This is a genomic window from Bradyrhizobium sp. UFLA05-112, from assembly GCF_053572325.1.
This window is the reverse complement of record NZ_JBANBK010000097.1, coordinates 1-21,498: the sequence shown is the minus strand read 5'-3', so window position 1 is coordinate 21,498 and position 21,498 is coordinate 1. Positions and strand designations below refer to the sequence as shown.

General features: G+C 63.9%; 20 protein-coding genes and 2 pseudogenes. 10 read left to right on the top strand and 12 right to left on the bottom strand.

The annotated features are described in order from the left end of the window. Positions 1–72: 72 nt before the first annotated feature. Positions 73–774 carry a response regulator transcription factor CtrA gene (gene ctrA / locus SO180_RS36145; protein WP_016848562.1) on the bottom strand — a complete coding sequence of 234 codons (702 nt, stop codon included), beginning with the start codon at positions 772–774 and terminating at the stop codon, positions 73–75. 391 nt (positions 775–1,165) lie between these two features. Here ctrA and fliI point away from each other — a divergent pair, with 391 nt between their 5' ends. The 8 genes from fliI (at position 1,166) to SO180_RS36105 (ending at position 8,756) form a co-directional block, all read left to right on the top strand. Beyond that, the gene (gene fliI, locus SO180_RS36140) at positions 1,166–2,491 is read left to right on the top strand and encodes a flagellar protein export ATPase FliI (RefSeq protein WP_027527630.1); all 1,326 of its coding nucleotides are present in this window, start codon (positions 1,166–1,168) and stop codon (positions 2,489–2,491) included. 119 nt (positions 2,492–2,610) lie between these two features. After that, on the top strand, positions 2,611–3,030 hold the full coding sequence (gene fliJ / locus SO180_RS36135) for a flagellar export protein FliJ (RefSeq protein ID WP_449383583.1): 420 nt from the start codon (positions 2,611–2,613) through the stop codon (positions 3,028–3,030). 308 nt (positions 3,031–3,338) lie between these two features. After that, the gene (locus tag SO180_RS36130) at positions 3,339–3,884 is read left to right on the top strand and encodes a sigma-70 family RNA polymerase sigma factor (protein WP_449383582.1); all 546 of its coding nucleotides are present in this window, start codon (positions 3,339–3,341) and stop codon (positions 3,882–3,884) included. Between the two features lie 77 nt (positions 3,885–3,961). Further along, positions 3,962–4,930 (top strand): anti-sigma factor, encoded by a 969-nt coding sequence (locus tag SO180_RS36125; protein ID WP_449383581.1) that lies wholly within the window; start codon positions 3,962–3,964, stop codon positions 4,928–4,930. A gap of 401 nt (positions 4,931–5,331) precedes the next feature. Then, a complete protein-coding gene (locus SO180_RS36120) occupies positions 5,332–6,291 on the top strand; it encodes a helix-turn-helix transcriptional regulator (protein WP_449383591.1) in 960 nt (319 codons plus the stop codon). A 53-nt stretch (positions 6,292–6,344) separates the two neighbouring features. Continuing rightward, complete coding sequence (locus tag SO180_RS36115) at positions 6,345–6,569, top strand: hypothetical protein (RefSeq protein WP_449383580.1); 225 nt, start codon at positions 6,345–6,347, stop codon at positions 6,567–6,569. A 13-nt stretch (positions 6,570–6,582) separates the two neighbouring features. Further along, on the top strand, positions 6,583–7,512 hold the full coding sequence (locus tag SO180_RS36110; protein WP_449383579.1) for a formylglycine-generating enzyme family protein: 930 nt from the start codon (positions 6,583–6,585) through the stop codon (positions 7,510–7,512). Positions 7,513–7,547: 35 nt separating this feature from the next. Next, positions 7,548–8,756, top strand: a complete 1,209-nt coding sequence (locus tag SO180_RS36105) for an NAD(P)/FAD-dependent oxidoreductase (protein WP_449383578.1) — start codon at positions 7,548–7,550, stop codon at positions 8,754–8,756. A gap of 327 nt (positions 8,757–9,083) precedes the next feature. Here SO180_RS36105 and SO180_RS36100 read toward each other — a convergent pair whose 3' ends face one another. The 8 genes from SO180_RS36100 to SO180_RS36065 all read right to left on the bottom strand — a co-directional run bounded on the left by SO180_RS36100 (position 9,084) and on the right by SO180_RS36065 (position 16,365). Then, positions 9,084–9,284, bottom strand: a complete 201-nt coding sequence (locus SO180_RS36100; RefSeq protein ID WP_449383577.1) for a hypothetical protein — start codon at positions 9,282–9,284, stop codon at positions 9,084–9,086. Positions 9,285–9,586: 302 nt separating this feature from the next. Next, positions 9,587–11,728, bottom strand: coding sequence for a flagellar biosynthesis protein FlhA (gene flhA, locus SO180_RS36095; protein ID WP_449383576.1), 2,142 nt, complete (start codon positions 11,726–11,728; stop codon positions 9,587–9,589). Between the two features lie 274 nt (positions 11,729–12,002). Next, positions 12,003–12,296, bottom strand: a complete 294-nt coding sequence (locus SO180_RS36090; RefSeq protein WP_449383575.1) for a copper-binding protein — start codon at positions 12,294–12,296, stop codon at positions 12,003–12,005. Between the two features lie 15 nt (positions 12,297–12,311). Next, complete coding sequence (locus tag SO180_RS36085) at positions 12,312–12,767, bottom strand: cupredoxin domain-containing protein (RefSeq protein ID WP_449383574.1); 456 nt, start codon at positions 12,765–12,767, stop codon at positions 12,312–12,314. Positions 12,768–12,802: 35 nt separating this feature from the next. Next, positions 12,803–14,134: a multicopper oxidase family protein gene (locus SO180_RS36080; RefSeq protein ID WP_449383573.1), complete on the bottom strand. Its 1,332-nt coding sequence runs from the start codon at positions 14,132–14,134 to the stop codon at positions 12,803–12,805. A 13-nt stretch (positions 14,135–14,147) separates the two neighbouring features. After that, positions 14,148–15,572, bottom strand: a complete 1,425-nt coding sequence (locus tag SO180_RS36075) for a TolC family protein (RefSeq protein ID WP_449383572.1) — start codon at positions 15,570–15,572, stop codon at positions 14,148–14,150. 9 nt (positions 15,573–15,581) lie between these two features. Then, entirely contained in the window at positions 15,582–15,869 is a 288-nt protein-coding gene (locus SO180_RS36070) for a hypothetical protein (RefSeq protein WP_449383571.1), read from the bottom strand. A gap of 76 nt (positions 15,870–15,945) precedes the next feature. Further along, positions 15,946–16,365: a hypothetical protein gene (locus SO180_RS36065; RefSeq protein ID WP_449383570.1), complete on the bottom strand. Its 420-nt coding sequence runs from the start codon at positions 16,363–16,365 to the stop codon at positions 15,946–15,948. A gap of 140 nt (positions 16,366–16,505) precedes the next feature. Here SO180_RS36065 and SO180_RS36060 point away from each other — a divergent pair, with 140 nt between their 5' ends. Further along, positions 16,506–17,798: an MFS transporter gene (locus tag SO180_RS36060; RefSeq protein WP_449383569.1), complete on the top strand. Its 1,293-nt coding sequence runs from the start codon at positions 16,506–16,508 to the stop codon at positions 17,796–17,798. A 156-nt stretch (positions 17,799–17,954) separates the two neighbouring features. Here SO180_RS36060 and SO180_RS36055 read toward each other — a convergent pair whose 3' ends face one another. The 3 genes and pseudogenes from SO180_RS36055 to SO180_RS36045 all read right to left on the bottom strand — a co-directional run bounded on the left by SO180_RS36055 (position 17,955) and on the right by SO180_RS36045 (position 19,802). Further along, the gene (locus tag SO180_RS36055) at positions 17,955–18,872 is read right to left on the bottom strand and encodes an NAD-dependent epimerase/dehydratase family protein (RefSeq protein ID WP_449383568.1); all 918 of its coding nucleotides are present in this window, start codon (positions 18,870–18,872) and stop codon (positions 17,955–17,957) included. Then, a pseudogene (locus SO180_RS36050) lies at positions 18,869–19,362 on the bottom strand (carboxymuconolactone decarboxylase family protein). Before SO180_RS36050 ends, SO180_RS36055 begins: the two are co-directional and overlap by 4 nt. Before the next feature lie 26 nt (positions 19,363–19,388). Beyond that, the gene (locus SO180_RS36045) at positions 19,389–19,802 is read right to left on the bottom strand and encodes a cupin domain-containing protein (RefSeq protein ID WP_449383567.1); all 414 of its coding nucleotides are present in this window, start codon (positions 19,800–19,802) and stop codon (positions 19,389–19,391) included. Positions 19,803–19,890: 88 nt separating this feature from the next. On the opposite strand from SO180_RS36045, the pseudogene pdxR reads away from it, so the two are divergent. Then, positions 19,891–21,303 (top strand): annotated as a pseudogene (gene pdxR / locus SO180_RS36040) (MocR-like pyridoxine biosynthesis transcription factor PdxR). Positions 21,304–21,498 lie beyond the last annotated feature (195 nt).

Here is a 21,498-nt window from a genome sequence, read left to right as displayed (position 1 = left end):
GAAAACCCCGCCATTTGCGGCGGGGTCCAGTCGGGGAGGAGCGAGCCCTTGGGCTCGCGACAAAAGGAAGTCTTAGGCCGGGATCCGCTCGTCGGCCTCGTGCGGCTCGCGCAGCACGTAGCCGCGGCCCCACACGGTCTCGATGAAGTTGCGGCCTTCGGAGGCGTTGGCGAGCTTCTTGCGGAGCTTGCAGATGAAGACGTCGATGATCTTCAGTTCCGGCTCGTCCATGCCGCCATAGAGGTGGTTGAGGAACATTTCCTTGGTGAGGGTCGTGCCCTTGCGGAGCGAGAGCAGCTCCAGCATCTGGTATTCCTTGCCGGTCAGATGCACGCGCTGGCCGCCGACTTCCACCGTCTTGGTGTCGAGGTTGACGACGAGGTCGCCAGTCTGGATGACCGACTGGGCATGGCCCTTGGAGCGGCGCACGATGGCGTGAATGCGGGCCACCAGCTCGTCCTTGTGGAAGGGCTTGGTCATGTAGTCATCGGCGCCGACGCCGAGACCCTTGACCTTGTCCTCAATGCCGGCGAGGCCGGAGAGGATCAGAATCGGTGTCTTAATCTTGGAGACCCGGAGCTGCTTGAGCACGTCGTAGCCGGACATGTCGGGCAGGTTGAGGTCGAGAAGAATAATGTCGTAATCGTATAGCTTACCGAGATCGACGCCCTCTTCCCCCAGGTCGGTCGTATAGACGTTGAAGCTTTCAGACTTCAGCATCAGCTCGATCGACTGCGCGACGGCGCTGTCATCTTCTATCAGCAAAACGCGCATGCCAGTTCCCCATAGTCGCCGCTCCGGGCGTCAGGTCGGCCGCATTCGCGGCACTCAACAAAACGCCTTTGAACAACTGATTCGGATCCTGACGTCACATGGTTAACAAAGTCTGATTCTGGAACGCAAGTCCTCACGGTGCAATTTTTGTCGAATCGCCCTAAGATATTGCGCAGAAGCAGTTTTCGTCACCCGGTTCCGTTCAAGTTCCACTTTAAGAGACGGGCCTAACCGACTCTCGCGACTCCCCTTCTTCTGTCGGGCAGGCGCTCAGTCACAAAGACAGTGACGCAATGATTAATGATGCGGGTAAACACGAAGTTAAGCGCCGTTCAGAAATGTGGCGAAATTTAAGGGTTTCGTCATGAAGGGCCCGAATGAAGGCTAAGTCATGAAGGCGCTCGCCGAGCAGATCGGGGACATCGACGGCGTCAATATATACGGTCGCGTCGTCGGCGTGCGTGGCCTGATGGTCGAGGTCGCCGGTCCCATTCACGCGATGTCGGTGGGCGCGAGGCTCGTGATCGAGACCGGCGCGAACCGTTTCATTCCCTGCGAGGTGATCGGCTTTTCCGGCAACAACGCTGTCGTGATGCCGTTTGCCGGACTCGAAGGCGTGCGGCGCGGCTGCAAGGCCGTGATCGCGAATGCCGCCAACCAGGTGCGGCCGTCGGCGGCCTGGCTCGGCCGCGTCGTCAATGCGCTGGGCGAGCCGATCGACGGCAAGGGGCCGCTGCTGCAGGGCACCTCGCCAATGCCGTTCCGCAATTCGCCGCCACCGGCGCATTCGAGGAAACGCGTCGGAGCGCCGCTCGACCTCGGCGTGCGTGCGCTCAACACGTTCCTGACCTGCTGCCGTGGCCAGCGCATGGGCATTTTTGCCGGCTCCGGCGTCGGCAAATCCGTGCTGCTGTCGATGCTCGCGCGCAACGTCGACGCCGATGTCAGCGTCATCGGCCTGATCGGCGAACGCGGCCGCGAGGTGCAGGAATTCTTGCAGGACGACCTGGGTGAAGAGGGCCTGGCGCGCTCCGTCGTCGTGGTCGCGACATCAGACGAGCCGGCGCTGATGAGGCGGCAGGCCGCATACCTGACGCTGGCGATCGCCGAATATTTTCGCGACGAGGATCAGGATGTGCTCTGCCTGATGGACTCGGTGACGCGCTTCGCCATGGCCCAGCGCGAGATCGGCCTCTCCGCCGGCGAGCCGCCGACCGCCAAGGGCTATACGCCGACCGTCTTCACCGAGCTTCCGAAGCTCCTGGAGCGCGCAGGTCCCGGCATGGGAGTTGGTGCCATCACCGCGATCTTCACGGTGCTGGTCGACGGCGACGACCACAACGAGCCGATCGCGGACGCCGTCCGCGGCATCCTCGACGGTCACATTGTGATGCAGCGATCCATTGCCGAGCGCGGGCGTTACCCCGCCATCAACATCCTCAAATCCGTCTCCCGCACCATGCCCAAATCGGCCGATCCGCAGTTCTGGCCGACCATTCAGAAGGCCCGTCAGGTGATGGCGACCTATGCCGACATGGAGGAACTGATCCGGCTGGGTGCCTACCGGGCGGGATCCAGCCCCGAAGTCGACGAGGCGATCCGGCTCCATGAGCCACTGGAGGCCTTCCTGCGGCAGCGCAAGGACGAAAGTGCCGGTTTGGCGGACGGCTACCGCCAGTTGGCGCAAATCCTCCAGAATTTGGAAACGGAACGCTAACTTTGTCAGGCCATCATCCGCTCCACAGAGTAGCAGAGCCGGTCGGGGCCCAGTTTCGGGATCGGGGAGACCGGTGTTGTCCCACGTGCAGCTAAGGGACTTCTGGGGAGTACGAGTCGATGAAGTCACGTGAAACGCTCATCCGCCTGAAGAAATTTCAGGTCGACGAGAAGCGCCGCAGGGTCACCCAGATCGAGAGCATGATCGCGGACTTCCAGCGCATGTCTGTCGATCTCGAACGCGAGATCCTGACCGAGCAGGAGCGCGCCGGGATCAACGATCCCTCGCATTTTGCCTATCCGACCTATGCCAAGGCCGCGATCCAGCGCCGCGAGAACCTGACCCGCTCGGCCGATGAGCTGAAGGGCCAGCTCGAAGAGGCCAAGGGCGCGCTGGCCGAGGCTTTTGAGGATTTGAAGAAGGTCGAGCTCCTGGACGAGCGCGACCAGGCGCGCGAGCGCGCCGAGGAGAGCGCCCGCGAGCAGGCCGACCTCGACAGCATCGGCCTGATGCGCGCCCGCATCGGCGCCATCGCCTAAGGCGGTCAAGGCCCACAGCCAGGGAATTGCGTGAACCCGGACCCTAACGGGCGCCGGGCTTTTCGCGTGCGATGTCCACAGCGTGGCGCCCGGCCCCTTGGTGACGGGCTTTGCTGCGCGCTATGGTGGTGGGGATGAGAGCTGTGCCAGCGACGGAGGTGTCGACCTCTTCCTTTGGGAGAGGTCGGCGCGGAGCGCCGGGTGAGGGGTTACGGTCTCCCGTGAGCCCTGAGCCCCCTCACCCGATTTGCTGCGCAAATCGACCTCGCCCCGCCGGGGAGAGGTGAAGCGGCGCGTTGGGGGACTGAATGCTGACGCCAGCAGATCTGGTCTGGCTGATTGCAGCGGTGGCGAAGGGCGACGAGGCGGCTTTCGAGCGCCTCTACGGCGCCACGCGCGCGAAACTCTATGGAGTCGTGCTCCGTATCTTGCGCCGACAGGATCTCGCGGAGGAGGTCATTCAGGAGACCTACGTCAAGATCTGGAACAGCGCGGGCCAGTTCAATCCGGCGCTGTCCTCGCCGATCACGTGGATGGCGTCGATCGCGCGCAACCGCGCTATCGACCTGGTGCGCAAGAAGACCGAAGCCTCGATCGAGGAGGAGCCTCAGGCGATGGAAGTTGCCGCCGACAGCCCCGATCCGCTTGCTCGGCGCGAGATGACGGAGGAGTTGAAGCGGCTCCTGGAATGTGTCGGCCGGCTCGAGCCGGACCGCCAGAAGCTCGTGCTTCTCGCCTATTACAACGGCTGGAGCCGCGAGCAGTTGGCGCAGAAGTTTTCCGCGCCCGTCAACACGGTGAAGACGTGGCTGAGGCGCAGCATGATGGACATCCGCGAGTGCCTTGGGCTTTAGATGATGACGAAAGTGGCACGAGCTAGCGCAGCAACGACGGTCCACCTCTCCCCATCGGGGAGAGGTGGAGGACATTGATGGCCTACACTGAGGACCATATCGTGCTTGCCGCGGAATATGCGCTCGGCACGCTCGATGCCGACGAGCGCGCGCAGGTCGAGACCATGATGGCGGTGGACGAGGAGTTCGCCGGTCTCGTGCAGGCCTGGCAATTGCGGCTGGGCGTGTTGAACCAGATGGTCGGCTCGGTCGAGCCGCGGCCAATCGTGTGGGAAAACATCAAGGCCGCGATCGGTCCGACTCGGGCAACAGAGGAGCCGCAGGCGCGGCCTGAGGCGTCGACGTCACCACTGCCGGAGGTGCCGGAGCCGCCGGCCGAGTCGGAAGCTGCGCCCGATATCGCACCGCGATTCATGCCGCAAGTCCATGCGCCCGATGTCACCGTCTCGCAGGTGCCAATCGTCGACGACACCAACGTCGTCTATCTCGAAGGCCGCGTGAAGCGCTGGCGACGCATAGCGTCCGGCCTCAGTGCGCTTGCCGCTGCGCTCTTCGTGGTGCTGTCGCTTCAGATCCTGCGGCCCGATGCGCTGCCTGGCGCGCTCCGTCCCGCGCCGCAGATTCAAAACGTCGAGGTGAAGACGCCTGCCGCGCCGCTTACGTCGTCATCGCAATATGTCGCGCTGTTGCAGGGGCAGGGTGGCGGCCCTGCCTTCATCCTCACCATCGACGGCGCGACCAAGAATTTCACGGTGCGTAAAGTGGGTGCCACTCCGGAGCCGGGCAAGAGCTTTGAGCTCTGGCTGATCTCCGACAAGCTGCCGCGCCCGCGCTCGCTCGGCGTAATCAACAATGGCGACTTCACCGCGCGCCCGGTGCTCGCCGGCTACGATGCCGACGTCATCAATGCCGCCACCTACGCCGTCACCGTCGAGCCGGCGGGTGGTTCGCCCAGCGGCCAGCCGACATCCGCGCCGGTATTTTCCGGCAAGCTGATCGAGACGGTGCCGTCCCAGCCGCAGGCGCCGGCCGGCGCGAAGAAGTAGTGACGCCGTCGATCGGGCTACACGCTACCCTACCCACCGCCGTCATTCCCCGCCTTGTGCGCCACTGCGCACTGGAGCGGGGAATCCAGTACGCCGCGGCTTCTCCGTATCCCATCACTGCCTCTGGAATACTGGATCGCCCGCCCCAGTGCGCAATTGCGCACAAGGCGGGCGATGACAGCGAGAGTGCGACAAGCGCGTCTTCCACACTCGCGATGGCTGAGTCCGTAGTTCTCCGGTCTGCGGTGTCGCTATGGTCCATCTCAGCGTCGCACCCCGACAATTCGAGCGGTCTCCAGCGCCCCATTTGAACCTCCTTCCGTTTCACTGCGTCAAATTCGCGCAATTTGGCTGTGCCGGCGCGGTTCGCGCCGGAGTGAAGGGGCGAGAGATATCGAATGCTGGATCCAGCGAAGCCGCCGGGCATCTTCATTCATCAGTATACTGGGCTGCCGCACGGCCCGGCGTTCGAGCACTGGCGTGAGCGGGCTTTCGGATCGTGCGGGCTCGACGTCGCGCCCAGCCGCGGCGACAGCATCGATTGCCGACTGCAGGTCAGCCTGGTCGGCAACATCGTGCTCGGAATTCCCGAAGGCGCCTCCGCGCAGTTCTCGCGCACGCGAGAAGGCCTCGCCGACGGCTGTGACGATCTCGTGCTGATTTCCGCGCATTCGGGTCTCGTCCGCGTCCAGCAGAACGGCCACACCATCGAGCTCGTGCCGTCGCAGATGGTGCTCGCCGATCTCAGCGTCACCGGCACCGTCGGCCATACCGAGCAGGATCGTTTCACCACCATTCGCATGCCGCGCCGCGCGCTGCTCGAGATCAATCCGCGCGCCGAGGAGAAGATCTCGCAACTCCTCTCCGACGGTGCGGTCGCCGAAACCATCACGCGCTATCATGCGCTCGCCGCCAATCACGCGCCGCATCTCGATGCGGTTGGCCAGCGCCTCACCGCGCAGCACATGGTCGATCTCGTTGGCCTCCTGCTCGGTACCGATGCGGAGCATGCCGCGCTTGCCCGCGGTCGCGGCCACGCCGCCGCGCGTCTCGATCTGATGCGCGCCGACGTGATGTCGGCGCTGGGGCGCAGCGATCTCAGCCTGTCGGAAATCGCCGGACGCTCGGGCCTCAGCCCGCGTCAGGCGCAGCGCCTGTTCGAGCAAGCGGGCACCACCTTCACAGAGTTCGTGCTCGAGCAGCGCCTGCTGCTCGCGCGAAAGCTGCTGCATGATCCGCGATCGCGCGCACGCAAGATCAGCGACATCGCGCATTCCTCGGGCTTTGCGGATCTGTCCTATTTCAACCGCGCCTTCCGCAAGCGGTTCGGCGCGACTCCGTCGGAGCTGCGCGAGGCGTGATCGCGCCGATGCCTGCAATCATGTCGTGAATTCGCAGCCGGCGCACGCCGCGCGTGAAATTGAGACGTTTTGTCGCCGTCAAAAGCGGTAAAGCGCTTCATCGCGAAGCTGCTTTCGCGCGCCGTGAAACACGCCTGAAACATTCACCTCGCATCATCATCGCATTGACGAGAACCGCGGCGCCGCTTTTCGCACGCAATTGTGCCGCTCGCCGGCGAGCTTCGCAGGAGTTCGAAGCACGTTTTGAAGAAGTCATTTTAGAGGTCACACTGACGTGACCGGGAGGGTCTCATGGGCGGGTTCATTGACCGGCCGTTTGCCCTGTTAGCCTTGCTGATGTCCGCTCTTTCGGCACCGATCGCGTCGGCGCAAACCATCGAGCAGGCTCCGATCAGCCTGGCATTGGCGAGCACCGATACCGCGATCCTCGACATGCGCCTGTCAAAGCCGCTCTCGCGCGGCGAGGAAGCGGCGCTCAGGCCCAAGGATCGCTTCAGGGAATGCGCGCATTGCCCCGAGATGGTGGTCGTCTCCGACGGCAGCTTCATGATGGGGGCGAGCGCAAGTGAGGTGGGCAGCACCGAGGACGAGCGGCCGCAGCACCAAGTGACGTTGCCGCGCTTCGCTGCGGGACGTTGGCCCGTCAGCGTCGATGAGTGGAGCGCCTGCGTGGCGGCCAAGGCCTGCAATCCTCATCCGACCGAGCCGGAGCACGTGCGCGATCCGGTGAGCGGCATCCTCTGGCAGGAGGCCAGCCACTACGTGCAGTGGCTGTCGCGATTGACGGGGCGTCCCTATCGGCTCCTGAGCGAAGCCGAGCGCGAATATGTCGCGCGCGGCGGCACGACCACCGCCTTTTGGTGGGGCGATGGCGCCGATCCGCATCTGGCCGATATCGCGGCCGCCGATCTGGTCGCCGATATCGGCATCGTGACGATCGCGACCACGGCATCCACGCTGCCATCGGCTAATCTCTTCGGCCTCTTCGAGGTCCATGGCAGCGTCTACGACTGGGTCGAGGATTGTTGGCACGACAACTACGTTGGCGCGCCGAATGATGGCTCGGCGTGGATCACGGATGATTGCAGAGGCCACGTTCTGCGCGGCGGCGCCTTCAGCCGCGCGCTCCAGACCCGCCGCTCCGCCGCGCGCCTTTGGTTTGGCCCGCCGAACCGGATGAGCTATATGAGTGTGCGCGTGGCGCGGACGCTCGGGCCGTAGGCTGCGCAGGCAGGACTAGGGCAGCAGGACTTGGGATGGCGCGTGTCATTGTGCTCGGTGCCGGGTTCGCGGGGCTATGGGCCGCCATCGGCGCTGCGCGCAAGCGCGACGAGATCGGTGCGGCCGGCAGCGACATCGAGATCCTCGTCATCGACCGCAATCCCTATCACAACATCCGCGTGCGCAATTACGAGGTGGATCTGAGCAAGGTTGCGCTTCCGCTTTCAGAATTGCTCGATCCCGTCGGTGTCGGTCACAGACTCGGTGACGTCGAAGCTATCGAGGTGGCGAAAGGCAGCGTCACCATTGCCGCGAATGGCGCGCGCGAAACCCTCGCCTATGATCGGCTGGTGCTGGCGCTCGGCAGTGAGGTGCCGCGGCCGAATATTCCAGGGCTCGCCGAGTACGCATTCGACGTCGACACTTTTGCCGCAGCCGGAAAGCTTGAAAACCATCTCGACGCGCTTGGCCGCAGCGCGCTGGCGCCGGGGCGAACGACGGCGTTGGTGGTCGGCGCCGGCTTCACCGGTATCGAGGTCGCCGCCGAGATGCCGGACCGGTTCGCGCGGGCCGGCATCGCCGGCGGCCGTGTCATCCTGGTCGATCCGAACCCGGTTGTCGGCGCGACCATCGGCGAGCGGGCCCGTCCCGTCATCAACGAGGCGCTCGCAGCGCTCGATGTCGAGACCCGTCTCGGCGTGCGGGTCGAGGCGATGGATGCGGCCGGCGTCCGCTTGAGCTCCGGCGAAGTCATTCCGACGCAGACGGTGATCTGGTGCGCCGGCATGCGCGCGAGCCCGATTGCGTCGACGCTTCCGGTCGAACGGGACCGTCTGGGTCGCATCCTGGTCGATCCCTTTATGCGCATCGCCGATCTCCCCCATATCTTCGCCGCCGGCGATGTCGCCTCGAGCGTGGTCGACGGGCTGCATCCGACCGTGATGTCCTGCCAGTTCGCCCGCCCCATGGGCCGCTTCGCCGGCCACAATGTGGTCGCCGATCTCGTCGGCCAGCCGCTGCTGCCGCTGCAGATCGACTGGTATGTGACGGTGCTCGATCTCGGCGGCTGGGGCGCGCTCTATACTGAAGGCTGGGACAGAGAGGTGCGCACGACAGGCGCTGCGGCGAAAGCGACGAAGCACATCATCAATCACCAGCGCATCTACCCGCCGCTCACCGGCAGGAAAGAAGATCTGTTCGCCGCTGCCGCGCCGACGGTGCAGGCACCGCCGCCGAGGAAATAACCGCGCCCGCCGCCTTCTCCGTGTCATCGTCCGCGAATGCGGACGATTAAGTATTCCAGAGACAGCGCGAGGTTACAGAGAAGCCGCGGCGTACTGGATTCCCCGCTTTCGCGGGGAATGACGGTGGTGGGTGGGGAGATGTAGCGTGCCGTCTCGGCGGCGATCGTCGCCCGCAGGGAAAATCAGCACCCCAGACATGAGAAAGCGCCCGTGGGGGGCGGGCGCTTTCTGTAGTCGACTTGGGGTTGGGGTCGTCTACATATCCACATGGCGACTTTGGGGGGCTGGTAAAGAGCCACGTGAATTCCTGAATTCCGTTCAATCTCCTTAGCGAACGAGTGAAGCGTTCGAACTGGTGATCACAACCGGCTTGCCGGCCTTGATGACGCGGGCGGTCTGGGTCGTGCCGTCATCGGAACCCGATCGCGCCGTGATGCCGAGGCCCGCCACCGCGACGCCAACAACGAGGGCGACGACCACGATCTTGAGATGGGTCGATCGATCCGCGCTGTAGATCGAGTGGTTCATGGAAGCCTCCTGCCGCCATCTACCGAAGTAGTCGCCGGCTTCATCGGCGAGGTTCATGCCTTCGGTGCCCAACAACCTAGTATTGGGTGGATTCGTTCCCAAGGGGCGATCACAAGGGCGTGAAAACACGTGAACGATCGCGATCGAAAAATCGCGATCGTGAATATTTATTAAGGTAACTCAGTCCGTTAGCTAAGTGGTAGGTAGTTCCTGAACCATATCAGCGGGTTGCCTAAAAATTACAAAAACCAGTTGCCTGTGGCGAAAAAACACAGACGGAACTCTAGCAAATCAGAAGCAAATCAGATGCTTCCGACCGTTTTCAGCCGCGCCCGCGGATGGATTTCCGCCTGCGACAGCACGGTGGTTTGGGCGCGGAACCGCTCCACCAGGGAGCGCACGAAGGGACGAATTGCCGCAGAGGTGACCAGCACCGGCGCCTCGCCCTCACGTGCCGCACGCTCGAAGGCCTCGCGCACGGCGGTCATGAACTCCGAGAGTTTCGAGGGCTGCATCGCGAGGCTGCGCTCCTCGCCCTGGCCGATGATGGATTCGGCAAAGGCCTGTTCCCACTTCGCCGACAGCGCGATCAGCGGCAGGTAGCCGTTATAGGAAGTGTTCTGCGCGCAGATCTGCCGGGCGAGGCGGGCGCGGACATGCTCGACCATGGTCGCGGGATTGCGCGAGAAGGCGAGCGAGTCGGCGATGCCTTCAAGAATGGTCGAAAGATCACGAATCGAGATGCGTTCGGCGAGCAGGAGTTGCAGCACGCGCTGGATGCCGGAGATGGTGACTTGCCCCGGCACGATGTCCTTGACCAGCTCGCTCTGCTCCTTCGGTAGCTCCTTGAGCAGCTTTTGCACCTCACCATAGGACAAGAGATCAGACATATTCGTCTTGAGCAGCTCGGTGAGGTGGGTGGAAAGCACGGTCGCGGCGTCGACGACGGTGTAGCCCTTGAGCGAAGCCTCTTCCTTGAGGCTGGCATCGATCCAGGTCGCGGGCAGGCCGAACGTCGGTTCAGTGGTGTGGATGCCTGGCACCTGCACCTGGTTGCCCGCGGGGTCCATCACCATGAACTGGTTCGGCCAGATCTTGCCGGTGCCTGCGTCGACCTCCTTGATCTTGATGATGTAGGTGTTTGCTTCGAGTTGGACGTTGTCCAGGATACGGACAGCCGGCATCACAAAACCCATCTCGATGGCAAGCGAGCGGCGCAGCGCCTTGATCTGCTCGGTGAGGCGGTCGGTACCGTCGGGTCCGTTGACCAGCGGCAGGAGCGCATAGCCAAGCTCGATCTTGAGATCGTCGATCTTGAGCGCTGCCGAGATCGGCTCCTCCGCCGCGGCGGCGCCGGGCGCGCCCGGCGTTCCGGGGGCAGGAGCGGCCTTGGCGGCCGCCTCGGCCCTGGCCGTGCTCCGCTTGTGGTTGCGCGCCGACCAGGCGAGCGCGCCGGCGCCGGCGCCCAACGCGAGGAAAGGGATGGTCGGGATGCCCGGCAGAATCGCCAGCACGATCATCACTGCCGACGACATCGCGAGCGCCTGCGGATAGCCGGAGAACTGCCTCATCAGCGCCTTGTCGGCGGCCCCGGAGACGCCGGCCTTTGAGACGAGCAAGCCGGCCGCGGTCGAGACGATCAGCGCCGGCACCTGGGTGACGAGGCCGTCGCCGACGGTCAGCAGCGTGTAGCTGCGCCCGGCGTCGGCGAAGGAGAGGCCCTGTTGCGCGACGCCGATAATCATGCCGCCGACGACGTTGATGAAGACGATCAGAAGACCGGCGATGGCGTCACCGCGGACGAATTTCGAGGCACCGTCCATGGCGCCGAAGAAGCCGCTTTCGTCCTCCAGCGCCTTGCGGCGCTCCTTGGCGACCTTCTCGTCGATCAGGCCTGCGGACAGATCGGCGTCGATCGCCATCTGCTTGCCCGGCATGGCATCGAGGTGGAAGCGCGCCGCGACCTCGGCGATGCGGCCCGAACCCTTGGTGATGACGACGAAGTTGACGATGATCAGGATGGCAAAGACGATGATGCCGATGACGAAATTGCCGCCCATCACGAAGTTGCCGAAGGCTTCGATGACGTGGCCCGCCGCATCCGTGCCCTCATGGCCGCGCGACAGGATCAGGCGGGTCGAAGCCATGTTGAGCGAGAGCCTCAGCATGGTCGAGATCAAGAGGATGGTCGGGAAGGCGGAGAATTCCAGCGGCGCCTGGATGAATAGCGAGGTCATCAGGATCAGGATCGAGAGCGTGATCGAGATCGCCAGGAAGAGGTCGAGCACGATCGAGGGCAGCGGCAGGATCAGCACCACCAGGATGGTGAGGATGCCGAGCGCCAGCGCAATGTCGCCGCGCTTGAGGATGTTGCCGATCTCGGTGAGGGAGGGGAGGCCGGGCTTCGGGCTGCCCACGCCTTGACCTGCAGTGACGTCGACCATCGTTGCTGCCTCCCCGCGCGATTGCCGCCCACGCGCGCCAAACGTCTGCGCGGCCGCCGATGGGCCACCGTTCCGAAAGTGAGGCACCGCACTGGCGTCCACGGGAGCTCCCGTTTTACGCGGCCGACGACACTCGACTTCACCCGGCAATTTTTGCCCGGTGTATGGTTAGCAAAGGGTTAACGAGAGGGTGGAGGAAGGGATCAAAACGCGGCGTCATTCCGGGTTCGGCTCTTCGAGCCGCCCCGGTATGACGGTAGTTGTGGCAGGCGCCCTACTTCGCCTTCTGCATCTTGGTCACCGTATACCCCGACGACGCCTCCTCGGCCTCGAAGGTGACCTTGTCGCCGATCTTGACCTGCTTCAGCACCGCCGGGTCCTTGACGCGGTAGACCATGGTCATCGGCTCATCCATGCCGAGGCTTTTGGCCGGTCCGTGCTTGAGCGTGATCTTGCCCGCGCCCTCGTCGATCTTCTTGACCTCGCCGCTGATCGCGGCGCCCTCGGCAGCGAGCGCGCCGAGAGACAGGCCGATGCTCAGCGCCAGAGCGGCGGCGATGCGGTTCATGGGAGTCTCCATTGCTCACTTCACGATGACACGGCCGACCATGCCGTAGTCACGGTGGTCGGGAATCAGGCAGGAAAATTCGAACGTACCGGCCTTGGTGAATTTCCAGACGATCTCGGTCGTCTTGCCCGGCGCCAGCCTCACGCCGTTGGGGTCGTCGTGCTCCATATGCGGATGCTTCTTCATCACCTCGGCATGCGCGAGATTTTCCTTCGTGGTGGCGAGCAGGAATTCGTGGTCCTCCTTGCCGACGTTGCGCAGCACGAAGCGGATTTGCTCGCCACGCTTGACGATGATGCGCGAGGGTTCATAGGCCATCTCGCTCAGCGCGATCTCGATGATGCGCGCCGGCTTGTTGGGATCGCCGGGCTCGCCGGCCGAAAAGCTCTCATGGGCATGATGCTCGTGTGCGAGTGCAGGCGCGGCCAAAAGCGAAAGTGCGGCAAGTAGGATCATTGTCGTCTTCTTCATCTTGTTCTCCAGTTGCTGGTCGTCGAAACGTTCGTTCACATCTTCATTTTCTTCATCGGTGCGTTCTGCTGCCGTGCCGGCTCCGCGGCCGGTGATGCGACCTCATAGGCGACGGTGCCTTGCGGGAATTGATAGGGACCGGGATCGCTATAATCGTCGCGCGCCATGCCTTCGCGGATCTTCATCACTGTGAACATGCCGCCCATCTCGATCGGCCCGAACTGGCCTGAGCCCATCATCATCGGCAGCGTGTTGTTGGGCGCGGGCATCTCCATGTTGCCCATCGCCATGCCCGACTGGCCCATCACCATGGCGTCGGGCGCGAGCTTGCCGACCGCACGCGCGAGATCCTTCTTCGAGACGCCGATGAGATTGCGCATGTCATGGCCCATCGCGTTCATGGTGTGATGCGACTTGTGGCAGTGGAACGCCCAGTCGCCGGGATTGTCGGCGAGAACGTCGAACACGCGCACGGCGCCGACCGGCACGTCGGTCGTCGTCTCCGGATATTGCGCGCTCTCGGGAATCCAGCCGCCGTCGGTGCAGGTCACCGCAAAGCTGTGGCCGTGCAGATGGATTGGATGGTTGGTCATGCTGAGATTGCCGATGCGCACGCGCACCTTGTCGCCGAGCCGCACGGCTAAGGGATCGATGCCGGGAAATACCCGCGAATTCCAGGTCCACATGTTGAAATCGGTCATCTCGTTGACCTTTGGCAAATAAGTGCCGGGGTCGACGCGATAGGTGCTCATCACGAAGACGAAGTCGCGGTCGGCGGGCCGGAAATCCTGATCGCGCGGATGCACGACGACCATGCCCATCATGCCCATCGCCATCTGCACCATCTCGTCAGAATGCGGGTGGTACATGAAGGTCCCGCTCTTCTTCATCTCGAACTCGTAGACGAAGGTCTTGCCGGGCGGGATGTGCGGCTGATTGAGCCCGCCGACGCCGTCCATGCCGCTCGGCACGATCATGCCGTGCCAGTGCACCGTGGTGTATTCGGGCAATTTGTTCGTGACGAAGATGCGGACCTTGTCGCCCTCGACGGCTTCGATGGTCGGGCCCGGCGACTGGCCGTTATAGCCCCAGAGGTTGACCTTCATGCCTTCGGCGAATTCGCGCACCACGGGCTCGGCGACGAGATGGAATTCCTTCCAGTCACCGTTCATGCGGAACGGGAGCGTCCAGCCATTCAGCGTGACGACGGGGCGATAGTCGGGCCCGCTGGCCGGATGCAACGGCGGCTGCATCACCACCTTGTCCATGTGCGGGGCTTCCGGAATCGATGCGGCCTGAATGCGGCCGCTGATCGCTGACGCGCTTGCAAGTGCGGCGGTGCCTAAAAATCCTCTGCGGGAATACATGCTGGCCTCCATCTCAGTGCCCGCCATCGGCAGGCGCTGCCGCGGCGATGGTCGTCGAATTGTCGCTGCCGCCCGCAGGCGCTCCGCCGCCGTTGACGACGGTCTGCAAATCGGACTGCGCAAGGAAGAATTTTTGCTTCGCGTCGATCGCCCCGCGCAGCGAGGCGAGGCGCTGGCGTGCCTCGGTCAGAAGCGCAAAAATATCGACCTGCATGCTGGAGAAGCGAAGCTGCATCTCCTCGGTGATGATCTTGCGCAGGGGCAGGATCTCGCGCTGGTAGTGGCTGGCGATGTCGTAGGTCGAGCGGTAGACGCGATAAGCATCGCGTGCTTCCGAGCGCACGTTGACCGCCCGCTCGGTGAGGCGATTGAAGGCGAGATTGTAGGTCTCGGACGCCTGCCGCACCCGCACCTCGCCACCGTCGAAGATCGGGATCTGGAACTGCACGTCGAAGCCGCGCTCGCGGAATGGCGCGCCTTCAGGATCCTGCGTGCGGCGGGAGATGCCGGCGAGATCGAGCAGCGTGACGAAGCGCGTCGCCTCCGTAAGATTGAGCGACTTTGCCAGCGCCGTGAGCTCGAGCCGCGCGATCTGCAGGTCGATGCGATGGGCGACCGCATCGGTCTCGATCGAGGGTAGCGCGAGCGTCCGGCGCGGCAGCGGCGGCAACGTGTTGGGCAGGCGGAAGTCGAGGCCGTCGTCCCACAGCCCCATCAGCCGCGCGAGCCGCTCCCGCGCGCTCGTTGCCGCCTGGCGGGCGGTGGCGAGATCGGCGGTGGTCTCGGCATAAAACACCTGCTCGCGGGCCTGATCGAGCTTGTTGATCGAGCCGGTCTCGCCGAGCTTCACGGCGAGTTGCGCGGTGGACTCCGCCGTCGACTTCGCATCGGTCAGCAGTGCCGCCATCTCGTTGGCGGCAACGGCGCGGACATAGGCGCGCCGCGTGTCAGTTGCGAGCCGCAGTGTTGCCAGCGCCGCACGCAGCTGCGCCTGACGGAAACGGTCGCGGGCGATCTCGGAACGGAACGGCAGCATCGCCAGCGCCAGTATGTCGCCGACCACCTGCCGCTCGACCTCGCTGGCGCCATTGCCCGAAATCCGCGAGACCAAGAAGGCCGGATTCGGCGGCAGGCTTTGCTCGACGAGATCGGTCTCGGCCAGCGCCAGCTCGTTATAGGCTGCTTGCAGCCCCTTGTTGTTGAGCAGCGCGATCTGCACGGCGGCATCCGCGCTCAGCGCGCGCGACAGCAGGCGGCGAACGCCGTCGTTGACTGCGTCGGCCCCCTCGGCCGTCCGCACGAAAGCGACATCCTTGTTGATGGTCCGGCTGGTCAGGTCCGCGACGGTGCTCATGCCGCTGTCCGGCGAGAACGCAGCGCAGCCGGAAAGGCCAAGCGCGGCGAATGCGAGCAGGCCGCGCGCGAATGGGTGTGCCACGGCGCTCTCCTACCGATCCGACTTCGTTGGCGGCGCGACACTGTCGTTGCGCTCGCGCCATGGCGCAGGCGTCGCGGGTCGCAGGCTGCTGTAAGGCGCGATCGTCGAACGATAATCGACGCGCGCGGCTTTCGCTGCGGGATCGGCAGGATCAGCGCTCGCGTGCGGCGCTGTTGTCGCGGGCATGCAGCCGGACAACGCGAGCGCCGTTGTAGCCAGGATCGGCCAGATGAATCCAAAGTGCCGTCCGCGCGCCGCAGATGCGGCGGCAAACCTCGCCCCGGGAAGCGTAAGCATGGGTAATCCCTGATCTGTCTGATGACCACGAGCCCGTGCGCGCAAAATGCGCGAGGCCTCACGTCGTGACGTCAGATCAGGCGATGGGAGGACGGTAGAGCAGGGGCGGCGCCTCGCTGTGCAGGCTCACCGCGATCTCGGGCGCACAGGCCGAGATCGGCTGGACCGGCTTGACGACGTCGGGCAGGGTGGCCGGCAGCGCGCTCGCGCACATCATCGCGCAGCAGGGGCCAGGTGTGCCCTTGCCGTCATGATGATGTTGTGCGGGCGCATCCTGCGCAACGGTCTGGTGATGCGCATGCGCAGCGGCGTGATCATGGCCGCCGTCGGCGTGCATCTGGCTCGCGCCGTGATGGTGCTCCGGCGCGAGAACGACGGTCTGCAGATCATCGCCAAGGCACGGCGCGGCACTGCTGCCCCAGGCAAGGGCTGCTGCCGGCGCGAGAACGCAGAACAGATAGGCGAGGGCGACGAACCGCCCCACCTTGATCCGCATCGATCGCGTCAATTGCAACAACATCCCGTCACATGCCCTCGCGCGGCAATGATGCACACGCAGATTACAAAGTAATGGCAAAGCCTGGTTCCGCCAAGCTCTTCCTACCGCAGTGCACCGCGCATGCCCAACATCGTAGCATGATGCTTGACCGCAAGGCGGTCACCGAAGAAGGTCGCGCCGTGCACGCGCCAAATCACCCGCAACGTCCGGCCGGCTTCACCCCTGATTCGCGTCAGGCCTGGGTGCGGCTCGTGCTTGCGCTCGTGATCGGGTCGATCGGCGCTGTCGGCATGTGGGCGGTCGTGGTCGTGATCCCCGTCGTGCAGGCCGAATTCGCAGCCACGCGCGGCGCGGTGTCGCTGGCCTTCACGCTCATGATGTTCGGCTTCGGCCTTGGTGGCGTGATCGCGGGCAAGATCACCGATCGCTTCGGCATCGTGCCGGCGATGGCGATCAGCATCGCCTTTCTCGGCGTCGCCAACGTGCTGGCCGGGGTGTCGACCCAGCTCTGGCAGTTCGTGGCGGTGTATTTCCTGATCGGGCTCGGGACATCAGCGACTTTTGCGCCGCTGATGGCGGAAGCCTCGCACTGGTTCGAGCGCTATCGCGGCCTCGCTGTGACGATCGTGGCAAGCGGCAATTACATCGCGGGCGCGATGTGGCCGCCGATCGTGAACTGGGGCGTGCAGACCGCCGGCTGGCGCATGACCCACATTGGAATTGGCATCGTCTGCGCGAGCACGATGGCGATGCTGGTGCTGATCCTGCGCGCCCAGATCGGCGACGACAAGGTTCGCAATCACGCCAACGCGCCGCCGCCGCGCGTCGATCTCGGGCTGTCGACCAACACGTTGACGGTGCTGCTGTCGATCGCCTCGATCTCCTGCTGCGTGGCGATGGCGATGCCGCAGGTCCACATCGTCGCCTATTGCGGCGACCTCGGCTACGGCGTGGCGCGCGGCGCGGAGATGCTGTCGCTGATGATGGGCTGCGGCATCGTCAGCCGGATCGGTTCCGGCTACCTCGCCGACAAGATCGGTGGCATCCGTACGCTGCTGGTCGGATCGCTGGCGCAATGTTTTGCGCTCGTCTTCTATTTGTTCTTCGACAGCCTGACCTCGCTCTTTCTGATTTCCGCGATGTTCGGCCTGTTCCAGGGCGGCATCGTGCCGAGCTACGCCATCATCGTGCGCGAGGCGATGCCGGCCAGCGAAGCGGCGACCCGCGTCGGCATCGTGATCTTCGCCTCCGTGTTCGGCATGTCCTTCGGCGGCTGGATCTCCGGCGTGATCTTTGATGCCACCGGCTCCTACGCCGCCGCCTTCGCCAACGGCGTGGCGTGGAATGCGCTCAACATCGGCATCGTCGCGCTGCTCCTGATCCGCTCGCGCATGAACGCGGCGAAGGCCGGACCGGGGTTTGCGACCTGACGCGGGAGCGGCCCCGATGGCGCTCTCCATCAAAATCTGAAAAACAACCCCATGCACAGTACGTGACGCCCGCCGGACGTGATTGCGGATTTACAGAAATTAGCTTGACGCGTCGGGCAAATCAGGGGTAAAAGAGGATCATCGCGCAATCTGCCTTCACCTGGGCGGCCTTTTCCAAAGCAACGGGCGCGGCGCAAACCCGAGCTTCGCTTTAGCGCGGCTATTGGAGGCACCCGTCAGCTTCGTATGGTAGTAGACCGCTTCCTCGCCCACGGTCTTCAGCGCCTCTTCCACGCTCACCCGTGACGGCTCGGGTGCATCGACCCAGCGGGCGAAGGCCGGCAGCCATTCGGAGATGGACAGCGGATCGTCGTCCACGACGTTATAGATCCCGGGTTCAGCTCTCACTGAGGCAACCGTTGCGGCGACCGCGTCATCGATGTGGACGAAGGACCAGACGGCGTTGCCTTCGCCGATGATCGCCAACTCGCGATTACGCACCTGCTCGGCGATGGCTCCGTCCGGGCGGTACCACGTGCCGGGACCGTAGAAGAAGCCATAGCGCAAAACCACGCCCTCCAGGGCTGCCGACGCCAGGACACGATCCTCATACGCTCCGATGGCGCGCGTGCTCTCGCCGATCTCGCCGGGCGCGTGATAGCGGAGTTTGGCGGTCTCGTCGGCGAGTTGTCCTCGGGGAGCATCGAGGTAAAAGCCACGCGACTGCAGGATGTAGCGCCTGACGCCGAGCTCGTTGGCCGCAGCGAGTAGATTCCTCCCGCCCTCACGGTGAAGGCGGGTATCATTGGGCATGGACTTGATGGTGTCGGCGGGATTGGCGGGAAGCCAGGTCAATTGGTCAATCACCGCATCCGGCGCCGCCGCCTCGATCGCATCGCGTACTGCCTTCGGATCGAATGCGTCAGCGGCGGAGGCCGAGGCGCCAAGTTCGCGGAGACGGTCTGCGCCCGGACCGGCGCGTGTCATGCCGGTCACCTGATGACCAAGCGTGCATAGCGCCCGCACAAGCGGAAGGCCCACGGCGCCGGTCGCGCCAGCAACGAATATCTTCATAACGAAGCTCCCTGGCTGCTCGCGCTCCGACGCACGCGCTCATGTTCGAGTATTGCCTGCGGCGTTTTCCGGAAGCTGATGGCGATCCGGTTGTAGGCATTCATCAGGCCGATTGCGATCGTGAGATCGACCAGTTCCTTTTCCGCAAAGACTGTGTACGCGGCCCGGAAAGCCTCAACACCCACGCCGGTCTCCGAGACGCGAGTCACGGTTTCGGCCCAAGCAAGCGCGGCACGCTCACGCGGACTGAAGAGATCGCCGGATTCGGCCCAGGCCTGCACCAGCGCGAGCTTCTCGACTTTTACGCCTCTCTTGATGAGGTCGCGGGTGTGCATGTCGAGGCAGTAGGCACAGTTGTTGATCTGCGAGACACGCAAATATACGAGTTCAACCAGCTCGGCGGGAAGCTCTGCATGACATAGCCATAGACGCCGCCGAGCGCCTTTAGGCCGTTCGGAGCGATCTCGTCGTAGTCGATGCGTTTGGTCATTGTTGTTCTCCTGGATGTTCAGTCTTTCATTTGACGGGTGTGGTCAGTGCCTTGTCGTCGGTATCGACGATGAAGACTGCGAGCAGCTTTGCCGGCTTGGTCTTGCTCGCATTGCGGCTGATGGGATGTCTGGCGCCGGGTGGCTCGGACCAGCTCTGGCCCGCCTTGTAGGTCCGCGGCTTGCCGTCGTTCACCTTCGACTTAATTTCTCCGGAAACGACGTAGGCGTAGATGAAGGCCGACCTTGCGTGCGTGTGCGGAACGGAAGCCGCACCTGGCGGATAGTCGACGACGACGGCGGTCAGCGACTTGCCCGGAATGTTTGGTATCGCCTGCTCGAAGTTCGGCGTGACCTTGTCGCCAACATCATGCGCGAAGGCCGGCGAATTGGTTGCAACGGCAAGGGTGGCGTACGCGGCGACGAGAGTTCGTATCATCATGACTTTTCTCCTTTCGCCTGGAGAAATGCCCTTGCCTTGGGTCAGAAAAAAGCACCAAGAACTTACAAAAATCGTGTACCACGAGAACATGGCCAGGCCGTTTCGATTGGAACTCAACCGTTCTGCGAAGACGCCGCTGGCTGACCAGATCCGGGATGGTATCGGCGTGGCCATCGAGAGCGGCTTGCTCGCACCGGGCGCGCGCCTGCCATCCCGGCAAGACCTCGCAGCGCAGCTTGGCGTTGCGCGCGGCACCGTGCGCGCGGCTTACGAAAAGCTGTCCGCGGCGCAGCTCATCGTGGCTTCGCGAACTACCGGGACCCACGTCGCGGAGCGGCCTCGCGCAGTGAGCCGGTCCGAACAGCCTCCCGATCCGGGTTCGTTCATGGAGATGTACCAGCAGATGACCCAGGGACCGGCCATCTTCCAGATGGGGGTACCTGCAGAGGAGACATTTCCGGCCACGCTGCTCGCGCGAATCCGTGCACATGCCGTTCGCGCAGAAGTTGGCTCGCCGCCGAATTACCCAGACCCGCGAGGAGAACTTGAATTCCGGCGCGAAGTTGCCGGTTATCTTGCCATCGCGCGCGGCATCGAATGTTCGCCCTCGCAAGTCTTCGTAACCGGGGGATACAGCAGCGGCCTGGGACTGACGCTGCGGGTTCTTGGGCTTGAGGGACAGAAAGTGTGGATCGAGGAGCCCGGCTTCCCGTTCACCCGACGGGGCCTGGAACTGGCAAGATTGTCGCTTGCACCGATACCGGTCGACGCCAGCGGCATCGATGTCGACCACGGGCTGCGTCACTTCCCGGACGCGAAGGTTGTTGTCGTGACACCGGGGCAGCAAGCCCCGCTCGGATTTACTTTATCGCTGGAGCGGCGTTTACGCCTGCTCGACTGGGCCGCCCACGAAGGCGTGTGGGTGATCGAAGACGATTATCTGAGCGAACTGCAGCTGAAGGGGCGGGCAGCGCCGGCGCTTGCCTCACTCGATCGCAATGGGTGCGTCATCCACATTGGCTCTTTCAGCAAGACGATCAGTCCCACGTTGAGGCTCGGTTTCCTCGTCGCGCCCGTTACGCTCCTGTCTCGCTTCGCGGAGGTCGCCGCATGTCTCGCGCCGCCGCCTGGGCCTTCCGTGCAGCTTGCGACCGCCGAGTTCATGCGCGAAGGCCACTACATGCGCCATCTTCGGCGTACCAAGCGTGCCTACTCCGCTCAGCGAGACGCGTTGCTGGAGTGCCTTCAACTGCACGTCAAGGATGCCGCCATCGCGACAGCCGGATTGGCTGTACTACTGCGATTGTCCGACGGCACGCCGGACACATCCATTGCGAGGGAGACCCTGGCGTTTGGAATTGCACCAGCCCCCTTGTCAGCCTAGTACGCGCGCCCGGCTGCCGGACGATCGGGACTTCTTCTGGGCATCGCAACCGTGCCAAGGAAGCATCTCGCAAGAGCCTGCGAGCGTCTTTACGGGATCATCGAGCGCTTCACGTGAGGGCCTTGCTCGATTTGGGCAAGTCTTTCGTAAAACTCTTCGAGGTGGGTCGCTGCCGCAGTCGATTCCTGAAATATCAGTAGGGCGACCTTTTGGTTTCGACTGCATGTCTGGTCGTGGCCGATTCCGTTGAAAAAGGCCGCGGTTGCGACTCAGAGATACCAGTGATTCAGTCTGTCTAGTTGGCAGGACTGA

Coding starts and splice junctions, on each gene's coding strand:
- ctrA (WP_016848562.1), bottom strand. CDS start 774: ATGCGCGTTTTGCTGATAGAAGATGACAGCGCCGTCGCGCAGTCGATC.
- fliJ (WP_449383583.1), top strand. CDS start 2,611: ATGAAGTCACGTGAAACGCTCATCCGCCTGAAGAAATTTCAGGTCGAC.
- SO180_RS36055 (WP_449383568.1), bottom strand. CDS start 18,872: ATGAAGATATTCGTTGCTGGCGCGACCGGCGCCGTGGGCCTTCCGCTT.
- SO180_RS36100 (WP_449383577.1), bottom strand. CDS start 9,284: ATGAACCACTCGATCTACAGCGCGGATCGATCGACCCATCTCAAGATC.
- SO180_RS36130 (WP_449383582.1), top strand. CDS start 3,339: ATGCTGACGCCAGCAGATCTGGTCTGGCTGATTGCAGCGGTGGCGAAG.
- SO180_RS36090 (WP_449383575.1), bottom strand. CDS start 12,296: ATGAACCGCATCGCCGCCGCTCTGGCGCTGAGCATCGGCCTGTCTCTC.
- flhA (WP_449383576.1), bottom strand. CDS start 11,728: ATGGTCGACGTCACTGCAGGTCAAGGCGTGGGCAGCCCGAAGCCCGGC.
- SO180_RS36080 (WP_449383573.1), bottom strand. CDS start 14,134: ATGTATTCCCGCAGAGGATTTTTAGGCACCGCCGCACTTGCAAGCGCG.
- SO180_RS36125 (WP_449383581.1), top strand. CDS start 3,962: ATGGCCTACACTGAGGACCATATCGTGCTTGCCGCGGAATATGCGCTC.
- SO180_RS36110 (WP_449383579.1), top strand. CDS start 6,583: ATGGGCGGGTTCATTGACCGGCCGTTTGCCCTGTTAGCCTTGCTGATG.
- SO180_RS36060 (WP_449383569.1), top strand. CDS start 16,506: ATGATGCTTGACCGCAAGGCGGTCACCGAAGAAGGTCGCGCCGTGCAC.
- SO180_RS36070 (WP_449383571.1), bottom strand. CDS start 15,869: ATGCTTACGCTTCCCGGGGCGAGGTTTGCCGCCGCATCTGCGGCGCGC.
- SO180_RS36085 (WP_449383574.1), bottom strand. CDS start 12,767: ATGAAGAAGACGACAATGATCCTACTTGCCGCACTTTCGCTTTTGGCC.
- SO180_RS36105 (WP_449383578.1), top strand. CDS start 7,548: ATGGCGCGTGTCATTGTGCTCGGTGCCGGGTTCGCGGGGCTATGGGCC.
- SO180_RS36045 (WP_449383567.1), bottom strand. CDS start 19,802: ATGATGATACGAACTCTCGTCGCCGCGTACGCCACCCTTGCCGTTGCA.
- fliI (WP_027527630.1), top strand. CDS start 1,166: ATGAAGGCGCTCGCCGAGCAGATCGGGGACATCGACGGCGTCAATATA.
- SO180_RS36065 (WP_449383570.1), bottom strand. CDS start 16,365: ATGCGGATCAAGGTGGGGCGGTTCGTCGCCCTCGCCTATCTGTTCTGC.